Genomic DNA, 26,046 nt, shown 5'->3' on the forward strand with positions numbered 1-26,046 from the left:
GCATATGGACCCGCTGAACCCTTCCGCCGGAGCCTCTGCAGCACCGCCCGCCGCAGTTGCCGCTGGCGAGGCTGCTCGCAGCGGTCTGCGACCGACACTGCTGCGCTGGTTCACGACCGATGGCTACGGCAGCATCGTCGTGCTGGCGCTGCTGATTCTTGTGGTGTTTCCACTCGCGCTCGATGCGTTCCGTCTCAACCTGATGGGCAAGTATCTGACCTACGCGTTCGTCGCCGTCGGCCTCGTGATGGCGTGGGGCTATGGCGGCGTGCTGAGCCTGGGGCAGGGCGTGTTCTTCGGCCTCGGCGGCTACTGCATGGCGATGTTCCTGAAGCTCGAAGCATCGGACCCGATCAGCACGAAGATCCAGTCGACGCCTGGGATTCCCGACTTTATGGACTGGAATCAGATCACCGCGTTGCCGTTCTGGTGGAAGCCGTTTCATTCGCTGCCGTTTGCGCTTGTCGCGGTGGTGGTCGTGCCCTGCGCGCTGGCGTTCGTGGTCAGCTTTGCGATGTTCAAGCGGCGCGTGGGCGGGGTCTACTTCGCCATCATCACGCAGGCGGTGGCGCTGATTCTCTCGGTGCTCATCATCGGCCAGCAAGGCTATACCGGCGGCGTGAACGGCATCACCGACCTGCGCACGATGTATGGCTGGGATATTCGCGGCGACGGCGCCAAGCTGATCCTGTACTTCCTGAACGCGGTCCTGTTGCTGGTGGCGATTCTCTGCTGCCGGCTGATCCAGCGCAGCAAGCTCGGCACCCTGCTGCTCGCCATGCGCGACAAGGAAGACCGGGTGCGTTTCTCGGGCTACGACGTCGCCATGTTCAAGGTCTTCGCGTTCTGTGTCGCGGCGGTGCTGGCGGCCATCGGCGGCGCGATGTTCACGTTGCAGGTCGGCTTCATGTCGCCGTCGTTCGTGGGGATCGTGCCGTCCATCGAGATGGTGATCTACGCGGCGGTGGGCGGCCGTATGTCGCTGGTGGGCGCGGTCTATGGCGCGGTGCTCGTCAACCTCGGCAAGACCTGGTTCTCCGAAAGTTTCCCGAACCTGTGGCTGTTCCTGATGGCCGCGCTTTTTATCGGCGTCGTGATGGCCTTTCCGAACGGCCTCGCCGGTCTCTACGACAGCCATGTGAAACCGTGGCTGCTGCGCCGCGCCTTGCGGAGGACAACATGAGCAATACCGATTTCGTGCTGGCCGTCGAGGGCCTAAGCGTGTCGTTCGACGGCTTCAAGGCGATCGATTCGCTGAACCTCTATGTCGACCGCGGCGAGCTGCGCGTGGTGATCGGCCCGAATGGTGCCGGCAAGACGACGCTGCTCGATCTGATCTGCGGCAAGACACGGGCGAGCGAAGGCAGTATCAAGTTTCGCAACGAGGAGATGACGCGGCTGCCGGAATTTCGCCGTGTGCGCAAGGGGATTGGCCGCAAGTTCCAGACGCCGTCGATCTACGAGAACCTCACCGTGTTCCAGAACCTCGAAGTGTCGTTTCCGCGCGGGCGTGGGGTGTTCGGTGCGCTGGCGTTTCGCCGCACCAGCGATGTGCTCGACCGCGTGCGCGACGTGGCCGGCGAGATTGGCCTCGCCAGCCAGCTCGATCTTGAGGCCGGGTTGCTGTCGCACGGCCAGAAGCAGTGGCTCGAAATCGGCATGTTGCTGATGCAGGAGCCGGAACTGCTGATGCTCGACGAACCGATTGCCGGCATGAGCGTGCGCGAGCGCGAGGTGACTGCCGAGCTGCTCAAACGGATCTGCCAGAACCGCTCGATGATCGTGATCGAACACGACATGGCGTTCGTCGCGCAGATTGCGCACAAGGTCACCGTGATGCATCAGGGGAAGATCCTCGCCGAAGGGGCGATGGAGCAGGTGCAGGCCGATCCGCGGGTGATCGATGTTTATCTTGGGCACTGAGTTGGCCACCAAGTTGACCACTGAGCCGGCCACCCAGTTAGCCGCTGAGTCAGACATCGAACCCGCCAATGAGTGTGCTGCGAAACCAGCGAACGAGGAGCCCAGCATGTTGAATGTCGACGACGTATTCGTCAGTTACGGCCAGAGCGAGGCGCTGCACGGAATCAGCTTCCAGGCGGCTAAAAACGAAACCGTGGCGATCATGGGACGCAACGGCATGGGCAAGACCACGCTGTTCAAGTCGTTGATCGGCATCTTGCCGCTCAAAGGCGGCGCAGTGCGCGTGGACGGCCAGGACGTCTCGCGCGACGAAAGCTTTCGTCGCGTCGCCAAAGGCATCGCCTACGTGCCGCAGGGGCGGCAGATTTTCGCCACGCTCACGGTGGAGGAAAACATCCAGACTGGCCTGGAAAACGCCCGCGACAGGCGCATCCCCGAAGAGATCTACGCGTTGTTTCCAGTGCTTTATGACATGCGCGCCCGCAAGGGCGGCAACCTGTCCGGTGGCCAGCAGCAACAGCTTGCTATCGCTCGCGCGCTGGTTACGCAACCGAAGGTGCTGCTGCTCGACGAGCCGACCGAAGGGATCCAGCCATCGATCATCAAGGACATCGCCAAAGCGTTGAACGAAATCCGCAAGCTGCGCGATATCACGATCGTGGTGTCGGAGCAGGTGCTGAGTTTCGCGCTCGATGTCGCCGACCGGTTGTTCGTCATCGAAGGTGGCCGTCTGGTGCACGAAAGTCCGCGCAGCGCCGCCGACACCGCGAAGATCCGCGAGTACCTGTCGGTGTGAACCGACTGTCCGTCATTTCCAAGAGGAGGGTTTGCAATGGCTGAAACGCTAATCAAGGTCGACCTGAACCAGTCGGCCTACGAAAACGAGAACATTCACAACCGCTGGCACCCGGACATTCCGATGGCCTGCTGGGTCAACCCGGGCGACGAGTTTATCCTCGAGACCTACGACTGGACCGGTGGCTTCATCAAGAACAACGACAGCGCCGACGACGTGCGCGACATCGATCTGTCGATCGTGCACTTTCTGTCTGGTCCGGTTGGCGTCAAGGGCGCGGAGCCGGGTGATCTGCTAGTGGTCGATCTGCTGGATATCGGCGCGAAGCAGGAGAGTCAGTGGGGTTTCAACGGCTTCTTTTCGAAGAAAAATGGCGGTGGCTTCCTGACCGATCACTTTCCGCTCGCGCAGAAATCGATCTGGGATTTTCATGGCCTCTACACCAGTTCACGCCACATTCCGGGCGTGAATTTCGCCGGTTTGATTCATCCGGGGCTGATCGGCTGCCTGCCTGATCCGGCGATGCTCGCGACCTGGAACGAGCGCGAGGCGGCCTTGATCGCCACCGATCCGCAGCGCGTGCCCGGCCTCGCCAATCCGCCGTTCGCCGCGACCGCGCATATGGGGCGGCTTGCCGGCGACGCGCATGCCAAGGCCGCGGCCGAAGGCGCGCGCACGGTGCCGCCGCGCGAGCACGGCGGCAATTGCGACATCAAGGACCTGTCGCGTGGCTCGAAGGTGTACTTCCCGGTGTATGTCGACGGCGCGGGGTTGTCGGTTGGCGACCTGCACTTCAGCCAGGGCGATGGGGAAATCACCTTCTGCGGCGCCATCGAAATGGCCGGCTGGGTGCATATGAAGGTCGAACTGATCAAGGGCGGCATGGCCAAGTACGGCGTCAAGAACCCGATTTTCAAGCCGAGCCCGATTACGCCGAACTACAACGACTACCTGATCTTCGAAGGCATCTCGGTGGACGAGCAGGGCAAGCAGCACTACCTGGATGTGCATATTGCCTACCGGCAGGCCTGTCTGAACGCGATCGAGTACCTGACGAAGTTCGGCTACTCGCGAGCGCAGGCCTATTCGATTCTGGGGACGGCGCCGGTGCAGGGGCACATCAGCGGGGTGGTCGACGTGCCGAACGCGTGTGCGACGTTGTGGTTGCCGACCCAGATCTTCGACTTCGACATCCGGCCCACTGCAGCCGGTCCGGTCCAGCATATTGCGGCTGGCGGCGTGGACTTGCCGTTGTCGCCGGATCTGGTTTGACGCGTAGCGGCCGCGGTGCGCCCGTCAGGTGGTGGGTACCTGGCGGGGCAATACTGATTCACGGAACCTGAGAGGACAACTTCATGCCGACTTACGATTACCGCTGCGACCATTGCGGCGCTTTTGCGGCGATTCGCCGGGTTGCCGAGCGCGATACCGTCTGCGCGTGCCCCACGTGCGGCGGCGAGGCGCAGCGCACGCTCAGTCTGCCGGTTTTGTCGCTAATGCAGGCGACCACGCGCACGGCTCACGTAGTCAACGAGCGTGCGGCGCATGCGCCGCAGCGTTCAGGCGAGTACAAGCATCGCCATGGGCCAGGTTGTGGATGTGGAGCGAAGGCAGCCTCGGGGTCGACGACGGCCAGCGGGCTCAAGACGAATCCTGCTGGCCGGCCGTGGATGATCAGCCATTGACGACGGTAACGGTAACGGTGGCGTCCGCCGAAGGCGCTGAGCGTTACGCGGCGGCGCCCATCAACCCACCGTTACGGCAACGAAATCGTCAGATTGGCCGATTGCGGCCCGAGCTTGATGATCTGCGAGTACGGCGCGAGGGTATGCAGCGTCGAGTCGCGCAGATAGTTGTTCAGCCCGAGATAGGCCAAGAGTCCACCAGCGCAAACACCGCACCGATACTCCACAGCGGCACTTCGCGCTTCAGCCGGTGCGCGACCTGGTCCGGCAGCGGCCAGTGCGGCGCGAACGGCGCACGCTTGCCCTTCAGATGGGCGATTTCATCACCGATCCGCGCGGTCAGATAAGCGAGCTTCTCCGGTCCTTCAAGCAGATATTTGCCCTGAAAGCCAAGCAGCAGACACATATGAAACACTTCCAGCGACTGCAGGCGCGCCGCGCCATGGGCACGGCACTCTTCGAGATACTGGAAGAACTTCTCGCCGGCCAGTTGTTCGCCGAACAGCACGAGCTGCAGCGGCCGCCGCTCCCATTCGGTGCGAATCTTGAACGACGACGACAGCACGGATTCGTCGACCGCCGCGCAGAACGCAAACTTCGACGCATACACATCGTCTGCCGACGCGTTCAGCTTTTTCGCACCGCGTTCGAAATCCGCCAGAAAGTGCTGGATACGCTGGCTGAACTCATTGGCGTCGCCAGGTTCACGACCGTTCTTCAGCAGGAACAGCATGAAGAAGCCGTCGTACAGCAGATCGAGCAGCGAGCGCACCTGGTAGGTGGGCTCGACGGTGGGGGCGGGCGTGACAGACGGCGTGCTGTCGCCAAACAGGGAGGGCGCGTAGCTCATGATGTGACGGCGATCAGTTCGAGGTTGAGATCGTTGATTCCGGAAGGCGTATAGATCATCGCCGACTGGGCCTGCAGCATGCGGTCATACAGCGCGCCGCGCGCTTCGAACGAGAAGTAGCAGGCGCCGGGCCGCACCGGGATGGCGGGCGGCACCTGCGGCGTGTAGACGAGGCGTACGCCAGGCATGGCCGAGAGCACCAGCTTGTCGACGTCGTCCGGTGCGCCGACCTTGAAACGCGCCGGCACCGCTTCGACCAGTTCGACGGTGGGCATGTTCGCCGAGACGGCGATATAGAACATCGTCTTGTCGTCGATCTTGCCCGAGTCGAGCCGGCCCACGTGGAAGGACGGGCGCACCTCGTCGAGTGCAATCGCGAAGTAGCGCGTGGAGATCACCGTCTCCAGCAGATCGCGCAGCATCGTGTCGAGACGTGCAAAGCCGGGGCCGGGATCGTCGTGACGATAGGCGGGCAGATCGGCGAGCGCATAGCCCTTCGAGAACGTCATCAGTTGGCCGGCAAGGCGCAGCAGTTCCTGGAACAGGCGTTCCGGATGCAGCGCAGCATGCTGGTACAGATGGGCGAGCGATGCAAACGCCGCGTTCGCCGTATGCAGCAGCCAGAATGACGCAATGTCGCCGGAGCGGAATTCGATGATGTTCTTGGTCGGCTCACGGTGGAAGCCATACAGCGCATTCACTTTGGCCTGCAGCGCATCGATCAGTTGGCGCAGGCGCTGATGCAGGATCGGCGACGCCTCGATGGCGAGCGAGGGCGGCACGAAGCTGTCGTCGAACTCGAAGCCGGAGGTGGCGGTGCGGCGAACGCGTGCGAGCGGTACGGACAAAAGTTGATCGCGCGGTTCACTATGGGCGATCAGCTTGACGCTGGTTTTCAGGAACGTAATGTCGGCTTCGGCTGCGTCCGTGAAGTGATCCGCGACCGACGACTGTTCGCTGACATAGCGCGAGACAAACCCCGCGTTGCGATCGGGCGAGTAGTTCGCGCCGGTTTCACGCAGCGGATGCAGCGCCAGATAGAACGTAAATTCATTGATGCCGTCGGGCAACGTGTCGAGCGCGATGGGCGGCGGCAGATCGTCGGCCTGCGGCGCGGAGTACAACGCGCCGTCAGGAAACACCAGCGACAGTTCGCTCACCCGCAGCACATTGCTGCCGAGCGCATCGCGGTCGAACTTAACCGAGCGCACGCCCCAGTTGTAAGGCTGAATGGCCTGAATCGATTCGAACAGGCGCGCCTCATGATATGCGTCCTGACGCTGAAAATGCTGAGGCCTCAGAAACAGGCCTTCCCCCCAGAGCACCTTTGCGGAATAACTCATCTCAAACCTGTTATATGCGTCAAGCGGGTTGCATGCCCCATGATAATTGTATCCGGCCCTGCAATTGTTAAATCGTCAAATACGGTTAAATTGCCATTCAAATGCATTTTTAGCCACAACTCACCGAAGACAGCATATTCAGCGATTGAACCGGGAATCCCTGTTCAGGTGGGATCACAGTCCCGTTGGTCACCGTCATTGCACAGTTATGCAGACCGATCATAATGCCAGACTTCTCGGACTTTGCCGGATCGAAGGCGAATTTCCAACGTTGCATTGCCGGGTCGCGGAATAGCGCGACGATACCGAATGCCTGCGCTTCGCGTGATACTTTCTCAGTCACGGTGTAGTGCTGACCCGGAATCAGGGTGACTTCGCGCACGCTCAGCAAATCGCCGCCCAGCGTGCTTTTCTCCTTGTCGGGATCGGTAAACGCATTGAATGGCGCCTGCTGGAACGAGGTGGGATCTTTCAGCACATAGAGGCGCACCACCAGCGCCAGCGGCTTCTGGTCGTTGGCGGCGTTCAGATTCTGCGCGGCATACAGCGTCAGGCCGACATCGCGCGGCGGCTTCTGGGCGTCCGGCACGTCGGGCTTGCCGAGGCCGGTCATCTGCAGGGCGGCGGATGCGGCAGACCCGAGCATCGGCACGGCCGCCGCACAACCCGCAAGAAGTATCACGCTCACCGCCAGTAACGATGCGTAACGAATAAAACGCAAATTCATTTACACCGATCGGTTCTGCGCCGATCGCCCCCGGTCAAATCGTTACTCAGCTAAACCAATCGGGGGAAGTGCGCCCATTCTATGCGTAATGCATTGAATGGCACTACCCCCGTCCGAACGGGCGGAAAAACTTTCCGTCCTTGAGAATAACGGGCTTTACGCCCGGAAACTATTTCTTATCCGGTCCTTATGTGATGCTTATGTGATGCGCTCTTGGTTTTTTCCTGCAATGCTTTGTCACACGAAAGTTGAATTATCAAAAATTGACCTGTACTATACCCGCGCACTTGAAGCAAAGCAAAACTCCGGTTTCTCGTTGAATTAAAAAACTCGCACGTCGGTGAAAAGGCGATGAAAGAGCGTCTCTTTGTAAAACTATCAGGGGTGGTGTTGGCATGCGGCGTGATTGCCGGATGTGCAAGCCAGAGCAACAACGTCGCGACCACGCCGGAGGCTTTCAACAAGTCGCTGGCGGACGCCGATACCGTCGCCAAGGCCGGTGACCAGGACAAGGCCATGATGCTTTACCAGCAATTGGCCAAATCCGATCCGACGCGCGAAGAACCGTGGTCGCGCATGGCGCAGATCCAGTTCACACAGGGGCATTACGGGCAGGCCATCGTCGACGCACAGGAAGCCTTGCAGCGCGACCAGACCGACCGTCAGGCGAAGAGCGTGCTGGCGGTGTCTGGCCTGCGCGTTGCCACGCAATCGCTGGGCGAGCTGCGCCAGGATGCGTCGCTCGCGGGCGATGCCAAGACCGATGCTCAGGCGCTCGCCAAGGAACTGCGCGACACGCTGGGCGAAGCCACGTTGTTCCCGCCGGACGACAGCGACAAGCCGGTGGTCAAGAAGAAGTACGTGAGGCACGTCGCCAAAAAGCCGGATGCGACGAGTGGCAGCGCGGCAACCACGGCGGCGGCCCCGGCTGCACCGGCCACGCCGGCGCTTTCCGCGCCGGCTGCGCCCGCGAGAGCGGCACAAAGCAGTGGCGCGTCCGACCCGTTCAGCGCACTTCGCTAATTCACCCGCAAGACCACCTGCTTCAGGGAGCCGACGATGGCGAAGAAAGAAAGTATTCAAAAGCGCTTGCAAAAAGTCCGGCCGCCGCGCGTTCAATTGACTTATGAGGTCGAACGTGGCGATGCAATCGAGATCAAGGAGCTGCCTTTCGTGGTCGGCGTGGTCGCCGACTTGGCGGGGCAATCCGAAGTCGAGCAACCGAGGTTGCGCGATCGCAAGTTCGTCAATATCGACCGCGACAATTTCGACGATGTGATGAAAGGCATCGAGCCGCGCGCCGCATTTCAGGTGGAAAACCGCCTGAGCGAAGCCGGTGGACGCTTTGCGGTGGACCTGCGGTTCCGCTCGATGGCCGACTTCAGCCCGGACCAGGTGGTGTCGCAAATCGAGCCGCTGCGCCGTCTTCTCGACGCACGTTCGAAGCTGGCCGACCTGCGCAACAAGCTCGCGGGCAACGACAAGCTCGAAGACCTGCTGAGCGAAGTGCTGTCGAACACGCAGCAGCTGCAAGCCCTCGCGAAGGGCCAGGGTGAAGTGGCAGAAGAGCACGGCGGTGCGCCGAATAAAGACCAGCAGGGCGAATAAGTACGGGGTGTGAGATGAACCAGCAAACGGCAGCAGCCCAACTCGCCAGCGCGCATGGCGGCGCTGAGACCTCGCTGCTCGACGAGATCGTCGAGAAGAGCAAGGTGGCGAAGTCCGATTCGGAACATGCGCGTGCAAAAGACCTGATCGGCGAGCTCGTGCACCAGGTGCTCGACGGCACGGTGATCGTGTCGGACAACCTCTCGGCCACCATCGACGCCCGCGTGGCGGAGCTCGACCGGCTGATCTCCGCGCAACTGAGCGCGGTGATGCATGCACCCGAATTCCAGCGCCTCGAAGGCACGTGGCGCGGTCTCGACTATCTGTGCAAGGAAAGCAACACCGGCTCGACGGTCAAGATCAAGGCGCTGCATGCGCCCAAGCGCGACCTCGTGCGCGACTTCAAGAATGCGATTGAATTCGACCAGAGCGCGCTCTTCAAGAAGGTCTACGAAGAAGAGTTCGGCACCTTCGGTGGCGCGCCGTTCGGCACGATCATCGGTGACTTCGAAGTGACGCGGCAGCCCGAAGACGTGTACTTCATCGAGCAGATGGCGCACGTCGCCGCGGCCGCGCATGCACCGTTTATCGCGTCGGCCTCGCCGGAACTGTTGGGTCTCGAATCGTTTGCCGACCTTGGCAAGCCGCGCGACCTCGGCAAGGTGTTCGACACGGTCGAGTACGCCAAGTGGAAGTCGTTCCGCGATTCGGAAGACTCGCGTTACGTCGGCCTGACGTTGCCGCGCTTTCTGGGCCGCCTGCCGTTCAATCCGAAGGATGGCGCGACCGCGGAGGGCTTCAACTTCGTCGAAGACGTGGACGGCACCGATCATAGCAAATACCTGTGGTGCAACGCGGCGTGGGCTTTTGCTGCACGCCTGATGGCCGCATTCGACGACTTCGGCTGGTGCGCGGCGATTCGCGGCGTGGAAGGCGGCGGTCTGGTCGAAGATCTGCCCACCCATACCTTCAAGACCGATGACGGCGAAGTGGCGCTGAAATGCCCGACCGAAATCGCGATCACCGACCGCCGCGAAAAGGAACTGAGCGATCTCGGCTTCATCCCGCTCGTGCACTGCAAGAACTCGGATTACGCCGCGTTCTTTGCTGCCCAGTCGGTCCAGAAAGCCAAGAAGTACAGCACCGATAGCGCCAACGCGAACGCCGTGCTGTCCGCGCAGCTACAGTACATCTTCTCGGTGTCGCGCGTGGCGCACTACCTGAAGGCGATGATGCGCGACAAGATCGGCAGTTTCGCCTCGGCACAGAACGTCGAAGTATTCCTGAACCGTTGGATCTCGCAATACGTATTGCTCGACGACAACGCGACTCAGGAGCAGAAAGCGCAGTTTCCGCTGCGTGAGGCATCCATACAGGTCTCGGAGATTCCTGGCAAACCCGGTTCGTATCGTTCGGTCGCCTTCCTGCGCCCGCACTTCCAGCTGGATGAGCTGTCGATCTCCTTGCGTCTTGTGGCTGACCTGCCGAAGCCGGCAAATTCATAAATGAAGTCAAAATGCCCGGGCTGGCCGCCCGGGCGGACTGTAAGAACCACCTCTTTGGGGAGTCGATGAGTTATGAAGGACATCTATTTAAAATTCGGCAATCCTGCGATCAAGGGCGAGTCTGCCGATAAGGACCATCAGGGCTGGATCGAGATCGACTCCTGGAGTCACTCCATCACGCAACCGCGTTCGGCAACGGCCTCGACCGCTGGCGGCCACACGGCCGAGCGCTGCGAGCACGGCGATATGGTCTTCACGAAAGATATCGACGTGGTCAGCCCGCTGATCTATCAACACGCATCGGGCGGTACGACGTTCGACGAAGTGACGGTCGACTTCATGCGCTCGGATGGCGAAGGCAACCGGATCAAGTATCTGGAAGTCAAGCTCAAGTACGTGATCATCTCGAGCGTGGCGCCGGCTGTCGGTTCGCCGACGGTGACGACGGGTACGAGCGACGCGCCGGGCGTGTCGTTGCCGAACGAGCAGTTCACGCTGAAATACGCTGCGGTACAGTGGAAGTACACCCAGCAAAAGATCGGCGGCAACCAGGGCGGCAACGCGCAAGGCGCGTGGAGCCTGACGAAGAACGACAAGACGTACGCAGTTTGATGGGCGGTGCGGCGTCCGTACTTGACCTGCGGGCGCCGCCCTGCATTTTGCACCGCTTCTTCGGCAGCTGATGAAACGATTCGAACCGAGTTTCCTCGACAAGCTGTTCGACGACGAACCGCATTTGCCGGCTTCTCCGGCGATGCGGCAATTGTCGCTGGACGAGCTGAAGGCGACCGTCGCACGTGACGTGGAGGCCATCCTGAACACGCGGATTGCCTTGACCGAACACGAGCTGGCGGCGCTGCCCGAGTGTCAGAAATCGGTCTTGACGTACGGTCTGAACGACTTCGCGGGCCTGAGTCTCGCGAGCCACTACGATCGTACGTTCATCTGCAAATCGATTCAGCAGGCCATTGCGCGGCATGAGCCGCGTCTGAAGCAGGTGGCAGTCGCGCTAGAACTGAACGAACAATCGACCAATGCGCTGTATTTCGCCATTCAGGCGTTGCTGGTCGTGCATCCGGCAGAAGAACCGGTGAGTTTTGATGCGATGCTTCAGCCTTCGACGTTGCAGTATTCTGTATCGCGCGCACGCGCGAAGCTTTAATACCGCATGCTGGCTGCCGTTACGCGCAACGGCGGCGCGGGTGTATCAGGTCCGGGGACAGGTTGATGGAAGAATTGCTGCCATATTACGAGCGCGAACTGGCATTCCTGCGGCGCTACTCGAACGATTTTGCAGATCGTTATCCGAAGATCGCCGCGCGCCTCGCGATGTCCGGCGAGCATTGCGAAGACCCGCACGTCGAACGGATGATCGAATCGTTCGCGCTGCTGGGCGCCCGCATCAACAAGAAGCTCGACGACGATTACCCCGAATTCACCGAAGCACTGCTCGAAGTGCTTTATCCGCATTATCTGCGGCCGTTTCCCTCGTGTTCGATTGCCCAGTTGGGCACCTCCGCCGCGCTCAGCAATCTGACCGAACCGGTCACGATCGAGCGGGGCACCGAACTTAAATCGCGCACCATCCGCGGCGTACAGTGCCGTTTTCGCACCGCTTACGATGTGACGCTGGCGCCGATCCGCATGTCGGAGGCGAAATACACGTCCGTCGCGATGGCGCCAAGCGCGACCGTGCTGCCCGCCAACGCTTCGGCGATCGTCTCGATCACGCTCGAGTCGACCGCGCCGCAGCTCGATCTCGGTGCGCTGAAACTGTCCACGCTGCGCGCGCATCTGCATGGCGAGCAGTCTTTTATCGCGGGTCTGACCGATTGTCTGTTCGTTAATGCAATGGCCACGTATGTCGAGGCCGACCGTCGAGGCGTGTGGACCGCAATGCGCACCTCGCCGCTCGCGCAGGCCGGCTTCGACGAAGAAGATTCGCTGATCGACTACCCGGCCAAGTCGCATCCGGCATACCGGCTACTCACCGAGTACTTCGCGTTTCCCGACAAATTCAATTTCGTCGATTTCGATCTGGCGGCGATGACGCGCGCGAGCGGCCGCTGCAGCCGTCTGACGCTGCATGTCGTGCTAAAAGACGTGCGCAGCGACTCGCATGTCGCCCGTCTGCTCGAGACGTTGTCGACACAACACTTCCGCCTGTTCTGCACGCCAGTCGTCAATCTGTTCAAGCAGCACGGCGAACCGATCCGTCTGACTCATCAGTCGATCTCGTATCCGGTGATCGCCGAAGCGCGCCGGGCGTTTGCCTACGAGGTGTATTCGATCGATTCGGTGAAGCTGGTCCGGCAGCAGGCGAACCAGGAATCGGTAATCGAATTCAGGCCGTTCTACTCGTTGCATCACGGCGAACGGCAACGCGCCGGGCATTACTGGTTTGCGCGCCGCAACGATTGGGTGGCGGAGAAAAGCCCGGGCTACGAAACCGAGATCTCGATTGTCGATATCGATTTCGAACCGGCTGAGGCGCAAACCGATACGCTGAGCATCGAGCTGACCTGCACCAATCGCGATCTGCCGGCCGGACTGGCAATGGGCATCGAAGGCGGCGACCTGTTTCTCGAAGGCGGCTCGTTGACCGGTAACATTTCGATGTTGCGCCGTCCCACGCCGAGCGTGCGTTTCGAGCGTGGCCGCGCGGCGCACTGGCGGCTGATTTCGCATCTGGCGCTCAATCACGTCTCGCTCGCGAGCAACGGCCTCTCTGCGCTCAAGGAAATGCTGGTGCTGTACGACATGCGGCGCACGGCGGTGTCGGCGCGGCATATCGACGGACTGGTCGGCATCGAGCAGCGCGCGGCCGTGCAATGGCTGCCGGGCAAGCCGTTTGCCACCTTCGTGCGCGGCATGGAAATTCGCCTGACCATCGACGAGGACCATTTTGTGGGCACGAGCCTCGCGTCGTTCGTGCGCGTGATCGACACGTTTTTTGGGCTGTACGTGCATCTGAACAGCTTTGTGCAACTGGTCGTCGTGTCGAAGCGCACGGGCGAGGAGATTCTGCGATGCAAACCCCGCAGCGGCGAATCGATCCTGGCGTAATCGAGCAACTGCTCGACGAGCCGCATCGCTTCCAGTTTTTTCAGGCAGTGCGGATTCTCGAGAAGTGGTTTGCCAAGGAGAACTCAACACGGCCCGGCGAGATCGTGGCGCAGCGTATCGCATTTCGCAATTCGCTTTCGCTAGGCTTTCCGCCAAGCGAAATTCACAGCGCGCAGTCCTATGACGATGCAGGCACGGCGCTTAAGGACAAGCCGCAGCGTACCGCCGCCGTCGAAGACGGCACGCTTGGCCGTGTCGATATCACACCAGCGTTTTTCGGGCTGCTAGGCGGGCAGGGCGCATTGCCGCTGCACTATACCGAGCAGATCATTGCGCGCGAGCAACTGAGGCGTGACCGTGCGGCGCGCGAGTTCTTCGATGTCTTTTCGAATCGTGCCACGGCGCTGTTCTACTCGGCATGGAAGAAATACCGGCTGCCGTTTCACTACGAACTGGACCGCGACGAACGCTATCTGCCGTTGCTGCTGGCGCTTGCCGGCGTCGCCGATACGGACAGCCGCAGCAGTCTGCAACAGGGCGACGGCGCACTGTTCGACGAGGCGATTGCCGGTTATGCGCTTGCGGCGCGGCATCGGCCCGTGTCGGCGGCGTATTTGCAGCGTACGTTGTCCGAATACTTTCAGGTGCCGGTGCGCGTCGATCAGTTTGTCGGCAAATGGTACGACGTGCCGCCCGATCAGTTGACGGTGCTCGGCAGCGTCAATGCGACGCTCGGCGCTACCGCGCTGGCGGGCGAACGGGTCTGGCAGCGCGACATGCGCGCGCGGCTCGTGATCGGCCCGCTCGCGAAAAAAGACTACGAAGCCTTCCTGCCGGGCGCCGAACGCGCCATCGCACTGGAGCGGATGCTGACCCTGCTGGCCGGCGTGACGCTTGAATACGAGGTCTCGCTGGTGCTGCGGCGCGCTGAAGTCGGTTCCATTCAGCTGGGTCAGAGCGGACGGCTTGGCTGGGACGCGTTTCTCTGCACGCACGACGCCGACCACGACCGGTCGGACGCCCGCTATGAATTGCACGTCATTCACTGAACATCGCCACGCGCTACGCTACCAACAGGACCTGGACCGCACGACATGAGCACTCCCCTCAAGACCCTGATCGCGAAACTGAATCCGACCTGCCGCCAGGCCACTGAGCGGGCGGCGAGCAATTGCCTGTCGCGTGGTCACTACGAGGTGGACCTCGAACATCTGTTTCTGGCCTTGCTCGACGAGCCGGCGAGTGATGCGACGCTGGTGCTGCGCGCGAGCCGCATCGACGCGCACGCGCTGCGCGCCGATCTCGAGCGCGAGTTGCAGCGCCTGAAGACGGGGAACGCGCGCACGCCCGTGTTTTCCGTGCATCTGATCGCACTGTTCGAGCAAGCGTGGCTGCTGGCTTCACTTGATGCGCAGATCGGCCGGATCCGCTCCGGGCATCTGCTGCTTGCGCTGCTAAGCGCGCCGGATCTCGCGCAGTTTGCTCAGCGTATGTCGCCGTTGTTCCGCGACGTGCGGGTGACCGATCTCAAGCATAAGTTCGATGAACTGACGGTTGGCTCGTGCGAGGGGGAGCGCAATCCTGCGGCGTCCGACGATGCCGATGGCGATGACCGTGATGCGAGTCTGCAGCCGGCACAAAGCGGTGGCCCTTCAAAGACGCCCGCGCTCGACACCTACACGACCAACCTGACGCAACGCGCCCGTGATGGCCATATCGACCCGGTCATCGGCCGCGAAGCCGAAATTCGCCAGACGATCGACATTTTGATGCGCCGTCGCCAGAACAATCCGATCATGACGGGTGAAGCGGGGGTCGGCAAAACCGCCGTGGTGGAAGGCCTCGCATTGCGTATTGCCGCTGACGACGTACCCACGCCGCTGAAAGGCGTCGCCCTGCACGTGCTGGACATGGGGTTGCTGCAGGCCGGCGCGAGCGTCAAAGGCGAATTCGAAAATCGCCTGAAAAACGTGATCGACGAGGTCAAGAAGAGCGCGCATCCGATCATCCTCTTTATCGACGAAGCGCATACGATCATCGGCGCAGGCGGCCAGGCTGGACAGAACGACGCCGCGAACCTGCTGAAGCCGGCGCTGGCGCGCGGCGAACTGCGCACGATCGCGGCAACCACGTGGAGCGAATACAAAAAGTACTTCGAGAAAGACGCGGCATTGGCGCGGCGCTTCCAGGTCGTAAAGATCGAAGAGCCGAACGAGACGCTTGCCGCGTCCATGCTGCGCGGCATGGCCGGTTTGATGGAAAAGCATTTCAACGTGCGCGTGGTAGACGACGCGATTACGGAAGCGGTGCGCTTGTCGCATCGCTATATCAGCGGCCGTCAGTTGCCGGACAAGGCAATCAGTGTGCTCGATACGGCCTGCGCGAAAGTCGCGCTGGCGCATAGCTCGACACCTGCAACGATCGACGACACGAAAAAGCGGATCGAGAGAATCGACGCGGAAGTGGCTGCCCTCGAGCGTGAAGTGGCGAGCGGCTCAGTGCACGACGAGCGTCTTGCTGAACTGCGCAGCCTGCGGGAAGCTGACCTGACAACGCTGGCCGCCAGCGAAGTGCGCTACGACAAGGAGCGTGCACTGGTGTCGGAGATCGGCGAACTGCGGGCGCAAATCGATGCAGCACGCGGCGGTAGCGCGGATGCGGAGCAGGCCGAGAAGGCTGTGAGTGCGCGTGAAACGCTCGCGGCGCGCGTGAGTGACCTGCATGCGTTGCAAGGCGGCCAGCCGATGGTGCCGCTACAGGTCGACGGCCACGTCGTCGCGGAGATCGTCGCGTCGTGGACGGGCATTCCATTGGGCCGCATGGTCAAGGACGAAATTCAAACCGTGCTGAACCTGCAACCGCTGCTGGGCGCGCGCGTGATAGGTCAGGACCACGCGCTCGACGCAATCGCCCAGCGCGTGAGGACCGCCAGCGCCAACCTCGAAGATCCGAACAAGCCGCGTGGTGTGTTCATGTTCGTCGGCCCCTCGGGCGTCGGCAAGACGGAAACGGCGCTGGCGCTCGCCGATATCCTGTATGGCGGCGAACGCAAGATGGTCACGATCAACATGAGCGAGTATCAGGAGGCGCATAGCGTCTCCGGTCTCAAAGGCTCGCCGCCGGGCTACGTCGGCTATGGCGAAGGGGGCGTGCTAACCGAAGCGGTGCGCCGCAATCCCTATTCGGTCGTGCTGCTCGACGAAGTGGAAAAGGCCCACCCGGACGTGCTCGAAATGTTCTTCCAGGTGTTCGACAAAGGCACGATGGACGACGCGGAAGGCCGCGAGATCGATTTCCGCAACACCCTGATCATTCTCACATCGAACGTCGGTTCGCAGGCGGTGATGCAGGCATGTCTGAACAAGAGCGCAGACGAGCTGCCGGGCGCCGATGAACTCGCTGAGACGTTGCGCCCGCAACTGTACAAGACGTTCAAGTCAGCGTTCCTCGGCCGCATGAAAGTGGTGCCGTACTATCCGATCTCCGACGACGTGCTCGTGGAGATCATCGAACTGAAGCTCGAGCGGATTCGTCGGCGCATCGAAGCGAATCACAAGGCGACCTTCGAGTGGGACGAGTCGCTGGTGGACGCCGTATTGGCGCGCTGTACCGAAGTCGATTCCGGGGCGCGCAACGTGGATCACATTCTGAACGGCACGTTGTTGCCCGAAGTGGCGCAGCAGGTGCTCGAGCGGATCGCGGACGGGATAGCGCTTGAACGCATCGCGGTGCGGGCGAGCGAGGCCGGCGGATTCGAATATACGGTTGCCTGAAGCGTGCGCACGCGTGTCGGTGTTGTCGCACGGGTCTTCCTGTTTTAACGCCTGAACCCAGGCACTTACGTTACGGCTTTCTGTCATGCTCATGCCCGCTAACATCACCACGCTGCTGGAACCGGTCAGCGAAGCGTCGCCTTGCGGCGACGACCTGTTGTTCTCAGCCGATTTCGACGCGATTCAGAACGCGCGCCGCTTCGACGACCCCTCGCTCGATCAGGGTGAGTGGGTGACGGAGATCAAGGAAGCCAACTGGCCGTTTGTCGTCGAGCGCAGCACGAGCCTGCTCAAGACGCAGACCAAAGACTTGCGGCTTGCCGTGTGGCTGACCGAGGGCTTGGCGCTCGAGGAGGGCATCACTGGCCTGACCGACGGTTACCGGCTGATTACCGGGTTGTCCGAGCGCTATTGGGATCATCTGCATCCGCTGCCGGAAGGGGACGATACGGAGTACCGCCTCGGCAACGTGGCGTGGCTGGTTGGCCGCACGGCCGAGCTGCTGCGCGCGATGCCGCTGACCTCGGCACCGGCGGATCTCTACAGCACGGTCGATTGGGAGGTGGCGACGCACGTCGCTCAGGCAGTCAAGCGCGACCCGGATCATGCCGACGATATCGCCCGGGGCAAGCCGTCCGTCGAGCAGATCGAGGCATCGAAGCGGGCCACGCCGGTGCCGTTCTACTCTGGGCTGCTGGCGGATCTGGCGGCGTTCGAAGCGGCCATGCTGGAGCTTGAGCAGGAGCTGGACCGCCGGGCAGGCGATTCCGCGCCGAGCTTTCGTCAGGCGAAAGACGCGTATGAAGGGGTGTACCGGCTCGCTGAGCGCTTTGCGCGTGAAGTGGGCGTGACCGCTGAGAGCGCGGCCAAAGCGCAGAAGCCGGAGGCCGTCGAGCGTGCCGAACCCAGTTTCAAGACCGCAACGCAACGGGAGGAACCCGTGTTGACGACCGTATCGACGAACTCGCAAGCGAGCATCGCTGGGATTCAGAATCGCGCACAGGCCGTGGCGCAGTTGCGGGCGGTGGCGCGGTTTTTCCGGAGCACCGAGCCGCATAGTCCGGCTGCGTATCTGGCGGACAAGGCGGCGGAGTGGGCGGAGATGCCGTTGCATCAGTGGCTGTCCACGGTGGTCAAGGACGACGGGTCGCTTGCGCATATCCGTGAACTGCTGGGCGTGAAGCCCGAAGAAGGCAAGTGAGTTTTCAGGCGGGCCGCCCGCCCATGAAAGGCGGTGAAAGGGTAGCCCGTAGTATCTCCGATATCCCAACCTAAAGAATTCGACCCGGCCTGCCGATATATGAGCTAGCCGGGGGAGCGTCGCTTTCCTGATGCCTTACGGCGTAGAAAGAAACTGGAAAGAGGCGCGATGACATCTGCAACTGCTGCATCGAAGGGCCGGGTGCTGCCTGAGCGCATTTTTGCGCGGTTTAAGGTGGCAGTGCTGCTCGGAGCCCTGGCTGGATGCAGCGATGGCATTTCACAGTCGGACGTGCAATTCGTTGTAGCCGGGATGCCGTCCCAGTTCCAGTCGCTGCGTATGTACCACACCGTGCCTGACGACGCCGCACCTCTCGGCAGCTCGGCCGCTCATGCTGCTGTGCGGCTGCAACAGGGTTGCGAGGCGATTCTCCGTTTGCCCGGTGGCGAAAAGCGCGAGGCGGTCATTCTAGGCAGCAATACCGCGGCATCCTTCGATCTCGACGCCGTTCGTACCTCCGACGGATGGAGCGTAACGTCCGATGGTCTTTCTCCACCCAGCGACAACCCCGTGGCGTTTCGCACCCAGTTTACAAACTGCGTGAGTGCGATCCAGGACAAGTATCGGGCTGAGCCGGATAAGGCGCCGTTTTCGGCGTCGATGGTGTTTAAGTAGTTAAGTAGTGCAGATGGTGTTTCTTAGGGGTGCAATCGAGTGCTGCGGGCTTTAACTCGTCGCCAGACCCTAAAGCTTCACGAAGCGAAGCCGATATCGTGGCAATGGACAATGAATTCCAGCAGAGAACCGTCCATGCGCGTGTCACATCACCACTACGGGAGGAGAGCGTGTGCTTTTTCGCATAAGGCGAGGTTGCGCGCGTAACGCTATGTTCAAACGCTTAACGATACAGGGTGGGCTCACGCTCACGATTGCGGGCTACACGCTCGCGTTGATCGCCACGATGCTCGTTGCCGTGCTGGGTCTCAAACAGAGCAACGATGCGCTTAAGCAGACATATGCGACCGATACGGTAGCGATCACCCATCTGAAGACGAGTTCCGAGCTGATGCTGCAAGTGCAGCTGGCGCTCGGCAACTATGAGACGCTGTTTTCGATGGGTCGCGCGAGCGACGACTTGCTGGTAAAGGCGCGCGCCGTGCTCAAGGCGAGCGACGACAACTGGGCGGCGTACCTGGCAAAGCCGCGCAATGCGGAAGAGTCGCGTGCCGCCGATGCGGTGCAGGCGGCCCGCGCGGCGCTCATCAAGCAGGCGCTTGAGCCGGAGTTCCAGCAGCTCTCGCAAAACGACTATTACAAATTCCACACGACCCGCGGCGAGGCCGACCCGCTCAACGCCCGCTATGAGCAGGCGATGAACGCGCTCGAAGCGTTGCAGGTGGATCATCAACAGGCGCGCTTCGATCAGGCGCAGACGCAGTTTCATCGGCTCATGGTCGGTGCGGCCATGATCGCACTGGCAGCGCTCGGTATCGGGCTGTTTGCCCGCGCCGCGCTGGCGGCGGTGATCGGGCGCCCGCTCACCCGCATGCAGTCGATGATGAGCGAGATCGCGTCGAATCAGGACTTCACCCGCCGCGTTCCGGTGGGACGGATGGACGAGATCGGGCGCTCGATCGTCGCGTTCAACGAGATGATCGAGAAGATCCAGCAGAGCTCCGCGCTGCTCAAGCAGAAGACCGCCGACATCCAGGCGATGCTGCAGAACATCCAGCAGGGGATGCTGACCGTCGTCGGCGGGGCGCTGGTGCACGCCGAATACTCGGCCTACCTCGAGGCGATCTTCGAGACGAACGACATCGCCGGACGTCCGGTCATGGATCTGGTGTTCGACAACACCGATCTGAATTCCGATGTGCGCTCGCAGGTCGACGCCACGATTCAGGCCTGCATCGGCGAGGACGCGATCAACTTCACCTTCAACCAGCACCTGCTCGTGAACGAGGTTGCGAAGACGATGGCCGACGGCCGCGTGAAGACGCTCGATCTGAGTTGGTCGGCGATCACCGATGAGAACGACACGGTCATGCGCCTCATGCTCTGCGTGCGCGACGTGACCGAGCTGCGGCAGCTTGCCGCCGAGACGGGCGAGCAGAAGCGCCGGCTCGAGATGATCGGCGAGATTCTCGCGGTCAACGAGGAGAAGTTCCATAACTTCGTCGACAGCGCGACGGGCTTCGTCAACGAGAACGAGCGGATTATCCGCCAGCACACGCAGGCCGACAGCGAGGCGCTCGCCGAACTGTTCCGCAACGTGCACACGATCAAGGGTAATGCCCGAACCTACAGCCTGCAGCACCTGACGAGCATCGTGCATGAAACCGAGCGGCGCTACGACGCGCTGCGCCGCAACGATGTCAGCGAAGAGTGGAATCAGGAAGTGCTGATCGCGGATCTCGAGCGCGTGAAGGAAGCGATCGAGCGTTACAGGACGATCAACGATGTGAGCCTGGGCCGCAAGGACGGGGGACGCCGCGGCAACGCCGAGCACTTCCTGATGGTCGACCAGGGGCATATCCAGGAGAGCCTGCGCATTCTGGAGGCAGCGGACCCGGTCGACGTTAACAGCTTGCAGACGATGCGCGATTCGGTGCACCGCAGCTTGCGCATCCTTGGCACCGAAACGATCGGGGACACGCTCTCGGGCGTGCTCGAATCGCTGCCGTCGCTTGCACGTGAACTCGGCAAAGAGCCACCCATCGTGCGCATCGACGACGACGGCTACCGCGTGAACCGGCAGGTGAGCGCCACGCTGAAAAACGTCTTCATGCACCTGATGCGCAACTCGGTCGATCACGGCATCGAGACTGCCGCTGCCCGCGCCGAGCAGGGCAAGGCGGCAGCCGGCACGATCGTCATCGAAGCCGGCGTCGAGAGGGGCGCGCTGCAGATCACCATGAGCGACGACGGCCGCGGCCTCGCGCTCGGGCGGATTCGGGGCATCGCGAGCGCGCGCGGCTGGCTCGATGCCGACGCGCAACTGAGCGACGAACTGGTCGCCGACTTCATCTTTCATCCGGGCTTCTCGACAGCTGAGCGGATCACTGAAGTGTCCGGGCGCGGCGTCGGCATGGACGCGGTACGGGATTTCCTGAAGCGCGAGAACGGCAGCATCGAGCTGCGCTTCACCGACGACCGGCGCGGCGCCGACTACCGCCTGTTCCAGATCGTGGTCTGCCTGCCGGAGCGCTGTGCGGTGCACAGCATGGGTGTGACGGACAAGAAGGAAGAGAAGCCGTTGCAGATCGACGCGTTGTCCGCTTGAGCGACTTGGAGAAGGGCAGTGGTCGAACAATATGGAGTCTTGATTGCCGGATTGGCGCTCGGCCTGCTGGCTGCGCTCGCGGTAGCAATTGCGGTTGCGTGGCGCGAGCGGCGTCGCGGTGCACAGGCTCTCGCGCAGCTGCGCGCTGAAGCCGAGGCGCACCACGCAGCCGCACTGGCGCAAGCTGATGCTCAGTATCAGGAGCGGGCCGGGCAGGAAAAGCGTGAGTACGAGTCGCTTGTTGCGGGCCTGCGCGATGACCTCGCGCAGCGGTCGGCGGGCGAGGACGATGCACGCGCGGCGCGCGCCGCCGTGCTCGAGTTCAAGGCGGAATGGGGGCGGCAGGCTGCGTCCATCGCGGGCGAAGCAGTCCGGCTCAGGGAGCTTGCCGTGACGTTCGAGCGCTGGCACGAGCAGATGATCTCGCTGATGGGGCAGAACCAGGAGATGCACAGCAAGAATCAGGAGCTGTCGTCGATCGTCGCGCACGTTCTGATCGTCTCGCTGAACGCGTCGATCGAGGCGGCGCGTGCAGGCGCAGCCGGACGCGGCTTCTCGGTCGTCGCGAGCGAGGTGCGCACGCTCGCGTCGCGCTCGCAGGATCTGTCGAAGAGCTATCGTGACAGTCTGCATCGCAACGACCTGATCACGACCGCGACGTTTCAGGACATTCAGGCAGGCGGCAAGATGATCGTCGCGTCGCTTGGCAGTGTCGCGGCGCTCGCTAACCAGCTTCAATCCCAGCTCGAGCAGGCGGCGACGTGATTACCGAGCAAGCGAAGGACAGCATCGAGCGGATTTTCCGCCAGGCCGCGCGTCTGCGCCTGACGGTCGGCGCAGGCGACGCGTGCGACATCGTGCACGGAGCGCCGCACGACGGTGCGGTGGACGGCGAGCTCATCGTGCTGACGATTTCATCGATTTCTTTCAGGCTCCTGCTGGTCCTGCATTTCGACAACGACGATGCGACGCGTGACTACTATCTCGGCACCGGCCAGGCGACGCTCGAGGAAAGGCTGCTCGAAATCTGCAATCTGTGCTGTGGCGCAATGAACCAGCAGCTCGTCGGGTACTTTCCGGACCTTGGCATGTCGACGCCGTACGTGCTGAGTGGCCACTGCGTGTCGTATCTGGATCAGTTGAAGCCTGATTTCATGGTCTCGTATCGCGTGACGGTCAACGGCGCTGTGCAGCTCGGCGCGACGATATGCATATGCGCCGACGCGCCGCTCGATTTCGTGGCGACCGTCGCCGAGGTCACCGAAATCGCCGAGAGCGTCGGCGAACTCGAACTTTTTTGATGCGCAAGGAAGGCAGCATGGACATGAACAAGCCGGTCAGCAAAGTACTCGTGCTCGACGACTGCCCGGCGCATGCGGAGGCGATCAAGCGCTTCTGCGACGAGAACAACCTGATTGGCCTGAAGGTCAGGGCCGATCGCCTGCCGGCGGTGCTGCGCTCGAACATCGATCTCGGCGCGATCCTGCTCGCCGAGAATTACGGCGGATCACTGGCTGAGTGCGCGGTCATCGCGACGCGCATCGATGCGCTGCGCCCGGAGCTACCGATCATCCTGCGCCGCGACGAGCGCGCGTCACTCGACGATCTGCCGCACGCGTTGCGCGAGGTCGTGTGCGCTGCGTACGTCGCGAGCGATATGGCGCCGCTGCGCATGGCGATCGACGAATACCTGTTTGTTCTGGACTATCCGAACGCGCTCGTGCGCGGTATTACCGAGATCACCGAGTTCAGGCTGGCCAACCTGTTCCGCGACCTGACGGTGACCTGGGATACACCGTGTCTCGTGCGCGACCAGATCATCTACGGCGAGGTGTTCAGCCTGATCACGCTCGAGAGCGACTGGTGCCGCGGCTACATGATGGTCCAGACCGACGAGCAGCCGCTGCTCGACCTGCTCGGCCGCAAGCAGAGGGGCGACGGCACTGCCGATTTTCGCGACCTCAACAGCATGCTAGGGGAGCTGACGAACCTGATCTGGGGCGCGTTCAAGGACCGCTATCTTGGCAACGCGCAGGCCGCGCGCAGCCAGGTACAGGTGCCGCTCGTCGTCAACCACAAACAGCGCTACATCTCGTTCGGCACAACCAACCCGCAACTGTGCTTCAAGTACAACGTGATCGACGAGGCGACGGGTCGCTCCGTCGTGTTCGATCAGCGCTTCATTTTCAACCTGAGCTGGTCGCCGGAAGACTTCAAGGAAGGCGCCGACGACGTCGACGCGCTCGTCGCGGCCGGCGAGCTGGATTTGTTTTGACACATTGTTTGCCAACGATTTAAGAGGAAAACATCATGGCGAAGATTCTGGTGGTGGACGATTCAAGCACCGTGCGCGACGAAGTGGCGGGCTTCCTGAGAAAGAACGGCCTCGACGTGGACACGGCTGTCGACGGCAAGGACGGCCTCGCGAAGCTGCGCACGAGCCCGGGAACCCGGCTCGTGATCAGCGACGTGAACATGCCGAACATGGATGGCCTGACGATGGTCGAGAAGATTCGCGGCGAACTCGCGAATCAGAGCGTCAACGTGATCATGCTGACGACGGAAAGCAGCCCGGCGATGAAGGAGCGTGGCAAGGCGGCGGGTGTGAAGGGATGGATCGTCAAGCCGTTCAAGGGCGAAGTGGTTCTCGAGACGTTCCGTAAGCTCGCGGGCTGAGCGGCCGGTGGAGTTTCGTTATCGCAGTACGTCACCTTTGCGCACATAGGGCAGGGTGACATACTGCGATTGCCTGGACGAGGCGTGAGTCAGCGGGGATTCCTGCGGTTTTACGTACCGCTGCTGCCGCCGCCCAGGCCTGCCCGGAACTCGATGCGCCGGTTCCTCGCTCGTCCGTCATTCGTATCATTGGAAGCGATTGGCTGATCCGGCCCAACACCGGTGGTGGACAGCTGTTGCGGCGCGATCCCCTTCGACACGAGATATCCCTTGACCGCATCCGCGCGCGCCTGACTCAAGGCGATGTTGGACGTCCGGTTCCCCGCGTTATCCGTATGTCCAATGATGTCCACGGTGTTATTGGTCATCTTCGCCAGCACCGCCGCCATCTGATCGAGAATGGCCTTGCCTTGCGGAGTGAGCGTCGCGCTGCCGGTTTCGAACTCGATGGTCCGATTGGCCAGCGTCTGGTCGAGCAGCCCTTGCTGCGAAGCGCTCACGCGCAGGCCGTTCTTGATGGTGTACGTCGGGTTCAGCGAATTCGCCATATCGCTCGCCAACTGCTGGCGTTGCGATTCATTGCTCACTTCGCCCTTCACATCCACCTGCGTACCGTCGATCTTCAACTGGCCCTTGCTGATCTGCTTTAACTGCGGCCCGATCAGCTTCTGCACATTGGCAGTCCAGTTCGGCGGCGTGGCGACATCGCCCACTTCGATCTGATCGACCACGTTGGCAGCGCCATAGGTATCGCGCAAGCGCTGCAGCACGGCCGCCTTGGTGGCTTCGTCCGGCACCTTGCCACCCACCACCACCTGACCCGGCGTGGCGTTGGCAGGCGCGGGCATCTGGCGGACCGCACCGGTACCGGCGCCCGTGCTCGTGCCGCCCGCGGCAGGCGCCGCGCTGCCGGCCGAGCGTTGCGCCGGCAGGATCGTCGTACGAATCTGGGTGCCGCTGTTATCGACCGGTGTCACGCTCGCGGGTCCGGAGCTATCCGCAAAGGCGCCTGCGCTACCAAGCGTGCCGCCGAGCAGCGCCGCTAGCAACGCAGCAACGGGAACCACCGCGCGAGCCTGGCTCAAGAAGCGCACCGGCGAGGTCATCAAACGATCGGTTTTGGCTGGCATCGTCTCACTCCCCGGCGAAGGCTTCGCGGAACGTGTCGATGCTGACGCGTAGCGACAGTTGCGGTTGGTCGAGGTAACTGACGAGCTTGCTGATCCCATGGTCGTTTTGTGCGTGATCGTCGATCCACTCGGGGTCGTCGATATCGATGTTATGTGCGGCGTAAGCCTGCGGGTCCACCACGCTATGCAGCGTCTTCGCTGAAGCACCGTTAAAGCCGATCACCAGCCGCTCGCGCTGCGCCAGCGTACCGATGAAAATCGCCAGTTCGAAATCGGCGCGCGAGACAAACGGCGCGATCAGCTCGAGCCAGAACGCGGCCACGAGGCTGCGATAGAACGGATCGTTCGGCAGCGGCAGCGTCAGCCCGCGTTCGAGATGCGACGAGCCGCTGTTCATCACCGGCCGCAGCAGCGAGCCGAGCGCCAGCATCGCGCCGCGCAGCCGCACCGGATGGCCGCTTGCCAGCAGCATCTGTTCAA

At 62.1% G+C, this 26,046-nt stretch carries 23 protein-coding genes and 2 pseudogenes; 20 read left to right on the forward strand and 5 right to left on the reverse strand.

The genetic code is table 11. The features are described from left to right. Positions 1-4: 4 nt before the first annotated feature. From urtC to M0954_RS16525, 5 genes are all read left to right on the forward strand, one after another. Complete coding sequence (gene urtC / locus M0954_RS16505) at positions 5-1,183, forward strand: urea ABC transporter permease subunit UrtC (RefSeq protein WP_297354309.1); 1,179 nt, start codon at positions 5-7, stop codon at positions 1,181-1,183. Then, on the forward strand, positions 1,180-1,923 hold the full coding sequence (gene urtD / locus M0954_RS16510) for an urea ABC transporter ATP-binding protein UrtD (RefSeq protein ID WP_123387149.1): 744 nt from the start codon (positions 1,180-1,182) through the stop codon (positions 1,921-1,923). The genes urtC and urtD overlap by 4 nt, the downstream gene beginning before the upstream one ends. Positions 1,924-2,029: 106 nt before the next feature. Beyond that, the gene (gene urtE, locus M0954_RS16515; RefSeq protein WP_122159136.1) at positions 2,030-2,719 is read left to right on the forward strand and encodes an urea ABC transporter ATP-binding subunit UrtE; all 690 of its coding nucleotides are present in this window, start codon (positions 2,030-2,032) and stop codon (positions 2,717-2,719) included. 36 nt (positions 2,720-2,755) lie between these two features. Continuing rightward, complete coding sequence (fmdA, locus tag M0954_RS16520) at positions 2,756-3,991, forward strand: formamidase (protein WP_122156145.1); 1,236 nt, start codon at positions 2,756-2,758, stop codon at positions 3,989-3,991. 83 nt (positions 3,992-4,074) lie between these two features. Then, positions 4,075-4,404: a zinc ribbon domain-containing protein gene (locus tag M0954_RS16525; protein ID WP_123387150.1), complete on the forward strand. Its 330-nt coding sequence runs from the start codon at positions 4,075-4,077 to the stop codon at positions 4,402-4,404. 71 nt (positions 4,405-4,475) lie between these two features. Here the strand turns inward: M0954_RS16525 and icmH are convergent. The 3 genes and pseudogenes from icmH to tssJ form a co-directional block, all read right to left on the reverse strand. Next, positions 4,476-5,254: pseudogene (icmH, locus tag M0954_RS16530) on the reverse strand (type IVB secretion system protein IcmH/DotU). Next, complete coding sequence (tssK, locus tag M0954_RS16535) at positions 5,251-6,597, reverse strand: type VI secretion system baseplate subunit TssK (RefSeq protein ID WP_123387151.1); 1,347 nt, start codon at positions 6,595-6,597, stop codon at positions 5,251-5,253. The pseudogene icmH and the gene tssK overlap by 4 nt, the downstream one beginning before the upstream one ends. Before the next feature lie 109 nt (positions 6,598-6,706). Then, entirely contained in the window at positions 6,707-7,324 is a 618-nt protein-coding gene (tssJ, locus tag M0954_RS16540; RefSeq protein WP_122156141.1) for a type VI secretion system lipoprotein TssJ, read from the reverse strand. A 351-nt stretch (positions 7,325-7,675) separates the two neighbouring features. Here tssJ and M0954_RS16545 point away from each other — a divergent pair, with 351 nt between their 5' ends. From M0954_RS16545 to M0954_RS16615, 15 genes are all read left to right on the forward strand, one after another. Next, complete coding sequence (locus M0954_RS16545; protein ID WP_297354311.1) at positions 7,676-8,347, forward strand: hypothetical protein; 672 nt, start codon at positions 7,676-7,678, stop codon at positions 8,345-8,347. 36 nt (positions 8,348-8,383) lie between these two features. Continuing rightward, on the forward strand, positions 8,384-8,932 hold the full coding sequence (gene tssB / locus M0954_RS16550) for a type VI secretion system contractile sheath small subunit (protein ID WP_122156140.1): 549 nt from the start codon (positions 8,384-8,386) through the stop codon (positions 8,930-8,932). A 14-nt stretch (positions 8,933-8,946) separates the two neighbouring features. Next, positions 8,947-10,437, forward strand: a complete 1,491-nt coding sequence (gene tssC, locus M0954_RS16555) for a type VI secretion system contractile sheath large subunit (protein WP_297354313.1) — start codon at positions 8,947-8,949, stop codon at positions 10,435-10,437. Between the two features lie 72 nt (positions 10,438-10,509). After that, complete coding sequence (locus M0954_RS16560) at positions 10,510-11,049, forward strand: type VI secretion system tube protein Hcp (RefSeq protein ID WP_122156138.1); 540 nt, start codon at positions 10,510-10,512, stop codon at positions 11,047-11,049. 70 nt (positions 11,050-11,119) lie between these two features. Continuing rightward, a complete protein-coding gene (gene tssE / locus M0954_RS16565; RefSeq protein ID WP_122156137.1) occupies positions 11,120-11,599 on the forward strand; it encodes a type VI secretion system baseplate subunit TssE in 480 nt (159 codons plus the stop codon). 65 nt (positions 11,600-11,664) lie between these two features. Next, positions 11,665-13,503 (forward strand): type VI secretion system baseplate subunit TssF, encoded by a 1,839-nt coding sequence (gene tssF, locus M0954_RS16570; RefSeq protein WP_297354315.1) that lies wholly within the window; start codon positions 11,665-11,667, stop codon positions 13,501-13,503. Next, positions 13,467-14,552, forward strand: coding sequence for a type VI secretion system baseplate subunit TssG (tssG, locus tag M0954_RS16575; RefSeq protein ID WP_122156135.1), 1,086 nt, complete (start codon positions 13,467-13,469; stop codon positions 14,550-14,552). Before tssF ends, tssG begins: the two co-directional genes overlap by 37 nt. 45 nt (positions 14,553-14,597) lie before the next feature. After that, the gene (tssH, locus tag M0954_RS16580; RefSeq protein ID WP_297354317.1) at positions 14,598-17,276 is read left to right on the forward strand and encodes a type VI secretion system ATPase TssH; all 2,679 of its coding nucleotides are present in this window, start codon (positions 14,598-14,600) and stop codon (positions 17,274-17,276) included. Between the two features lie 91 nt (positions 17,277-17,367). Continuing rightward, complete coding sequence (tssA, locus tag M0954_RS16585) at positions 17,368-18,477, forward strand: type VI secretion system protein TssA (RefSeq protein WP_297354319.1); 1,110 nt, start codon at positions 17,368-17,370, stop codon at positions 18,475-18,477. Positions 18,478-18,645: 168 nt separating this feature from the next. Continuing rightward, complete coding sequence (locus tag M0954_RS16590) at positions 18,646-19,152, forward strand: hypothetical protein (RefSeq protein ID WP_133894667.1); 507 nt, start codon at positions 18,646-18,648, stop codon at positions 19,150-19,152. A gap of 211 nt (positions 19,153-19,363) precedes the next feature. Next, positions 19,364-21,760, forward strand: a complete 2,397-nt coding sequence (locus M0954_RS16595; RefSeq protein ID WP_122156132.1) for a Tar ligand binding domain-containing protein — start codon at positions 19,364-19,366, stop codon at positions 21,758-21,760. Between the two features lie 18 nt (positions 21,761-21,778). Beyond that, positions 21,779-22,525, forward strand: a complete 747-nt coding sequence (locus tag M0954_RS16600; protein WP_122156131.1) for a methyl-accepting chemotaxis protein — start codon at positions 21,779-21,781, stop codon at positions 22,523-22,525. Next, positions 22,522-23,061: a hypothetical protein gene (locus M0954_RS16605; RefSeq protein ID WP_122156130.1), complete on the forward strand. Its 540-nt coding sequence runs from the start codon at positions 22,522-22,524 to the stop codon at positions 23,059-23,061. Before M0954_RS16600 ends, M0954_RS16605 begins: the two co-directional genes overlap by 4 nt. Before the next feature lie 17 nt (positions 23,062-23,078). Beyond that, complete coding sequence (locus tag M0954_RS16610; protein WP_123387552.1) at positions 23,079-24,035, forward strand: chemotaxis protein CheX; 957 nt, start codon at positions 23,079-23,081, stop codon at positions 24,033-24,035. Positions 24,036-24,070: 35 nt separating this feature from the next. Beyond that, a complete protein-coding gene (locus tag M0954_RS16615) occupies positions 24,071-24,436 on the forward strand; it encodes a response regulator (protein WP_122156129.1) in 366 nt (121 codons plus the stop codon). Between the two features lie 110 nt (positions 24,437-24,546). Here M0954_RS16615 and M0954_RS16620 read toward each other — a convergent pair whose 3' ends face one another. Then, positions 24,547-25,542, reverse strand: coding sequence for an OmpA family protein (locus M0954_RS16620; protein ID WP_297354321.1), 996 nt, complete (start codon positions 25,540-25,542; stop codon positions 24,547-24,549). 28 nt (positions 25,543-25,570) lie between these two features. Further along, a pseudogene (locus M0954_RS16625) lies at positions 25,571-26,046 on the reverse strand (type VI secretion system-associated protein TagF); the annotation flags it as partial.

The organism is Paraburkholderia sp., assembly GCF_026225065.1.
GTDB lineage: Bacteria > Pseudomonadota > Gammaproteobacteria > Burkholderiales > Burkholderiaceae > Paraburkholderia.

What these genes read in the sequence shown, in the direction of transcription:
- urtC (WP_297354309.1), top strand. Translation starts at nt 5, where the DNA reads ATGGACCCGCTGAACCCTTCCGCCGGAGCCTCTGCAGCACCGCCCGCC.
- urtD (WP_123387149.1), top strand. Translation starts at nt 1,180, where the DNA reads ATGAGCAATACCGATTTCGTGCTGGCCGTCGAGGGCCTAAGCGTGTCG.
- urtE (WP_122159136.1), top strand. Translation starts at nt 2,030, where the DNA reads ATGTTGAATGTCGACGACGTATTCGTCAGTTACGGCCAGAGCGAGGCG.
- fmdA (WP_122156145.1), top strand. Translation starts at nt 2,756, where the DNA reads ATGGCTGAAACGCTAATCAAGGTCGACCTGAACCAGTCGGCCTACGAA.
- M0954_RS16525 (WP_123387150.1), top strand. Translation starts at nt 4,075, where the DNA reads ATGCCGACTTACGATTACCGCTGCGACCATTGCGGCGCTTTTGCGGCG.
- tssK (WP_123387151.1), bottom strand. Translation starts at nt 6,597, where the DNA reads ATGAGTTATTCCGCAAAGGTGCTCTGGGGGGAAGGCCTGTTTCTGAGG.
- tssJ (WP_122156141.1), bottom strand. Translation starts at nt 7,324, where the DNA reads ATGAATTTGCGTTTTATTCGTTACGCATCGTTACTGGCGGTGAGCGTG.
- M0954_RS16545 (WP_297354311.1), top strand. Translation starts at nt 7,676, where the DNA reads ATGAAAGAGCGTCTCTTTGTAAAACTATCAGGGGTGGTGTTGGCATGC.
- tssB (WP_122156140.1), top strand. Translation starts at nt 8,384, where the DNA reads ATGGCGAAGAAAGAAAGTATTCAAAAGCGCTTGCAAAAAGTCCGGCCG.
- tssC (WP_297354313.1), top strand. Translation starts at nt 8,947, where the DNA reads ATGAACCAGCAAACGGCAGCAGCCCAACTCGCCAGCGCGCATGGCGGC.
- M0954_RS16560 (WP_122156138.1), top strand. Translation starts at nt 10,510, where the DNA reads ATGAAGGACATCTATTTAAAATTCGGCAATCCTGCGATCAAGGGCGAG.
- tssE (WP_122156137.1), top strand. Translation starts at nt 11,120, where the DNA reads ATGAAACGATTCGAACCGAGTTTCCTCGACAAGCTGTTCGACGACGAA.
- tssF (WP_297354315.1), top strand. Translation starts at nt 11,665, where the DNA reads ATGGAAGAATTGCTGCCATATTACGAGCGCGAACTGGCATTCCTGCGG.
- tssG (WP_122156135.1), top strand. Translation starts at nt 13,467, where the DNA reads ATGCAAACCCCGCAGCGGCGAATCGATCCTGGCGTAATCGAGCAACTG.
- tssH (WP_297354317.1), top strand. Translation starts at nt 14,598, where the DNA reads ATGAGCACTCCCCTCAAGACCCTGATCGCGAAACTGAATCCGACCTGC.
- tssA (WP_297354319.1), top strand. Translation starts at nt 17,368, where the DNA reads ATGCCCGCTAACATCACCACGCTGCTGGAACCGGTCAGCGAAGCGTCG.
- M0954_RS16590 (WP_133894667.1), top strand. Translation starts at nt 18,646, where the DNA reads ATGACATCTGCAACTGCTGCATCGAAGGGCCGGGTGCTGCCTGAGCGC.
- M0954_RS16595 (WP_122156132.1), top strand. Translation starts at nt 19,364, where the DNA reads ATGTTCAAACGCTTAACGATACAGGGTGGGCTCACGCTCACGATTGCG.
- M0954_RS16610 (WP_123387552.1), top strand. Translation starts at nt 23,079, where the DNA reads ATGGACATGAACAAGCCGGTCAGCAAAGTACTCGTGCTCGACGACTGC.
- M0954_RS16615 (WP_122156129.1), top strand. Translation starts at nt 24,071, where the DNA reads ATGGCGAAGATTCTGGTGGTGGACGATTCAAGCACCGTGCGCGACGAA.
- M0954_RS16620 (WP_297354321.1), bottom strand. Translation starts at nt 25,542, where the DNA reads ATGACCTCGCCGGTGCGCTTCTTGAGCCAGGCTCGCGCGGTGGTTCCC.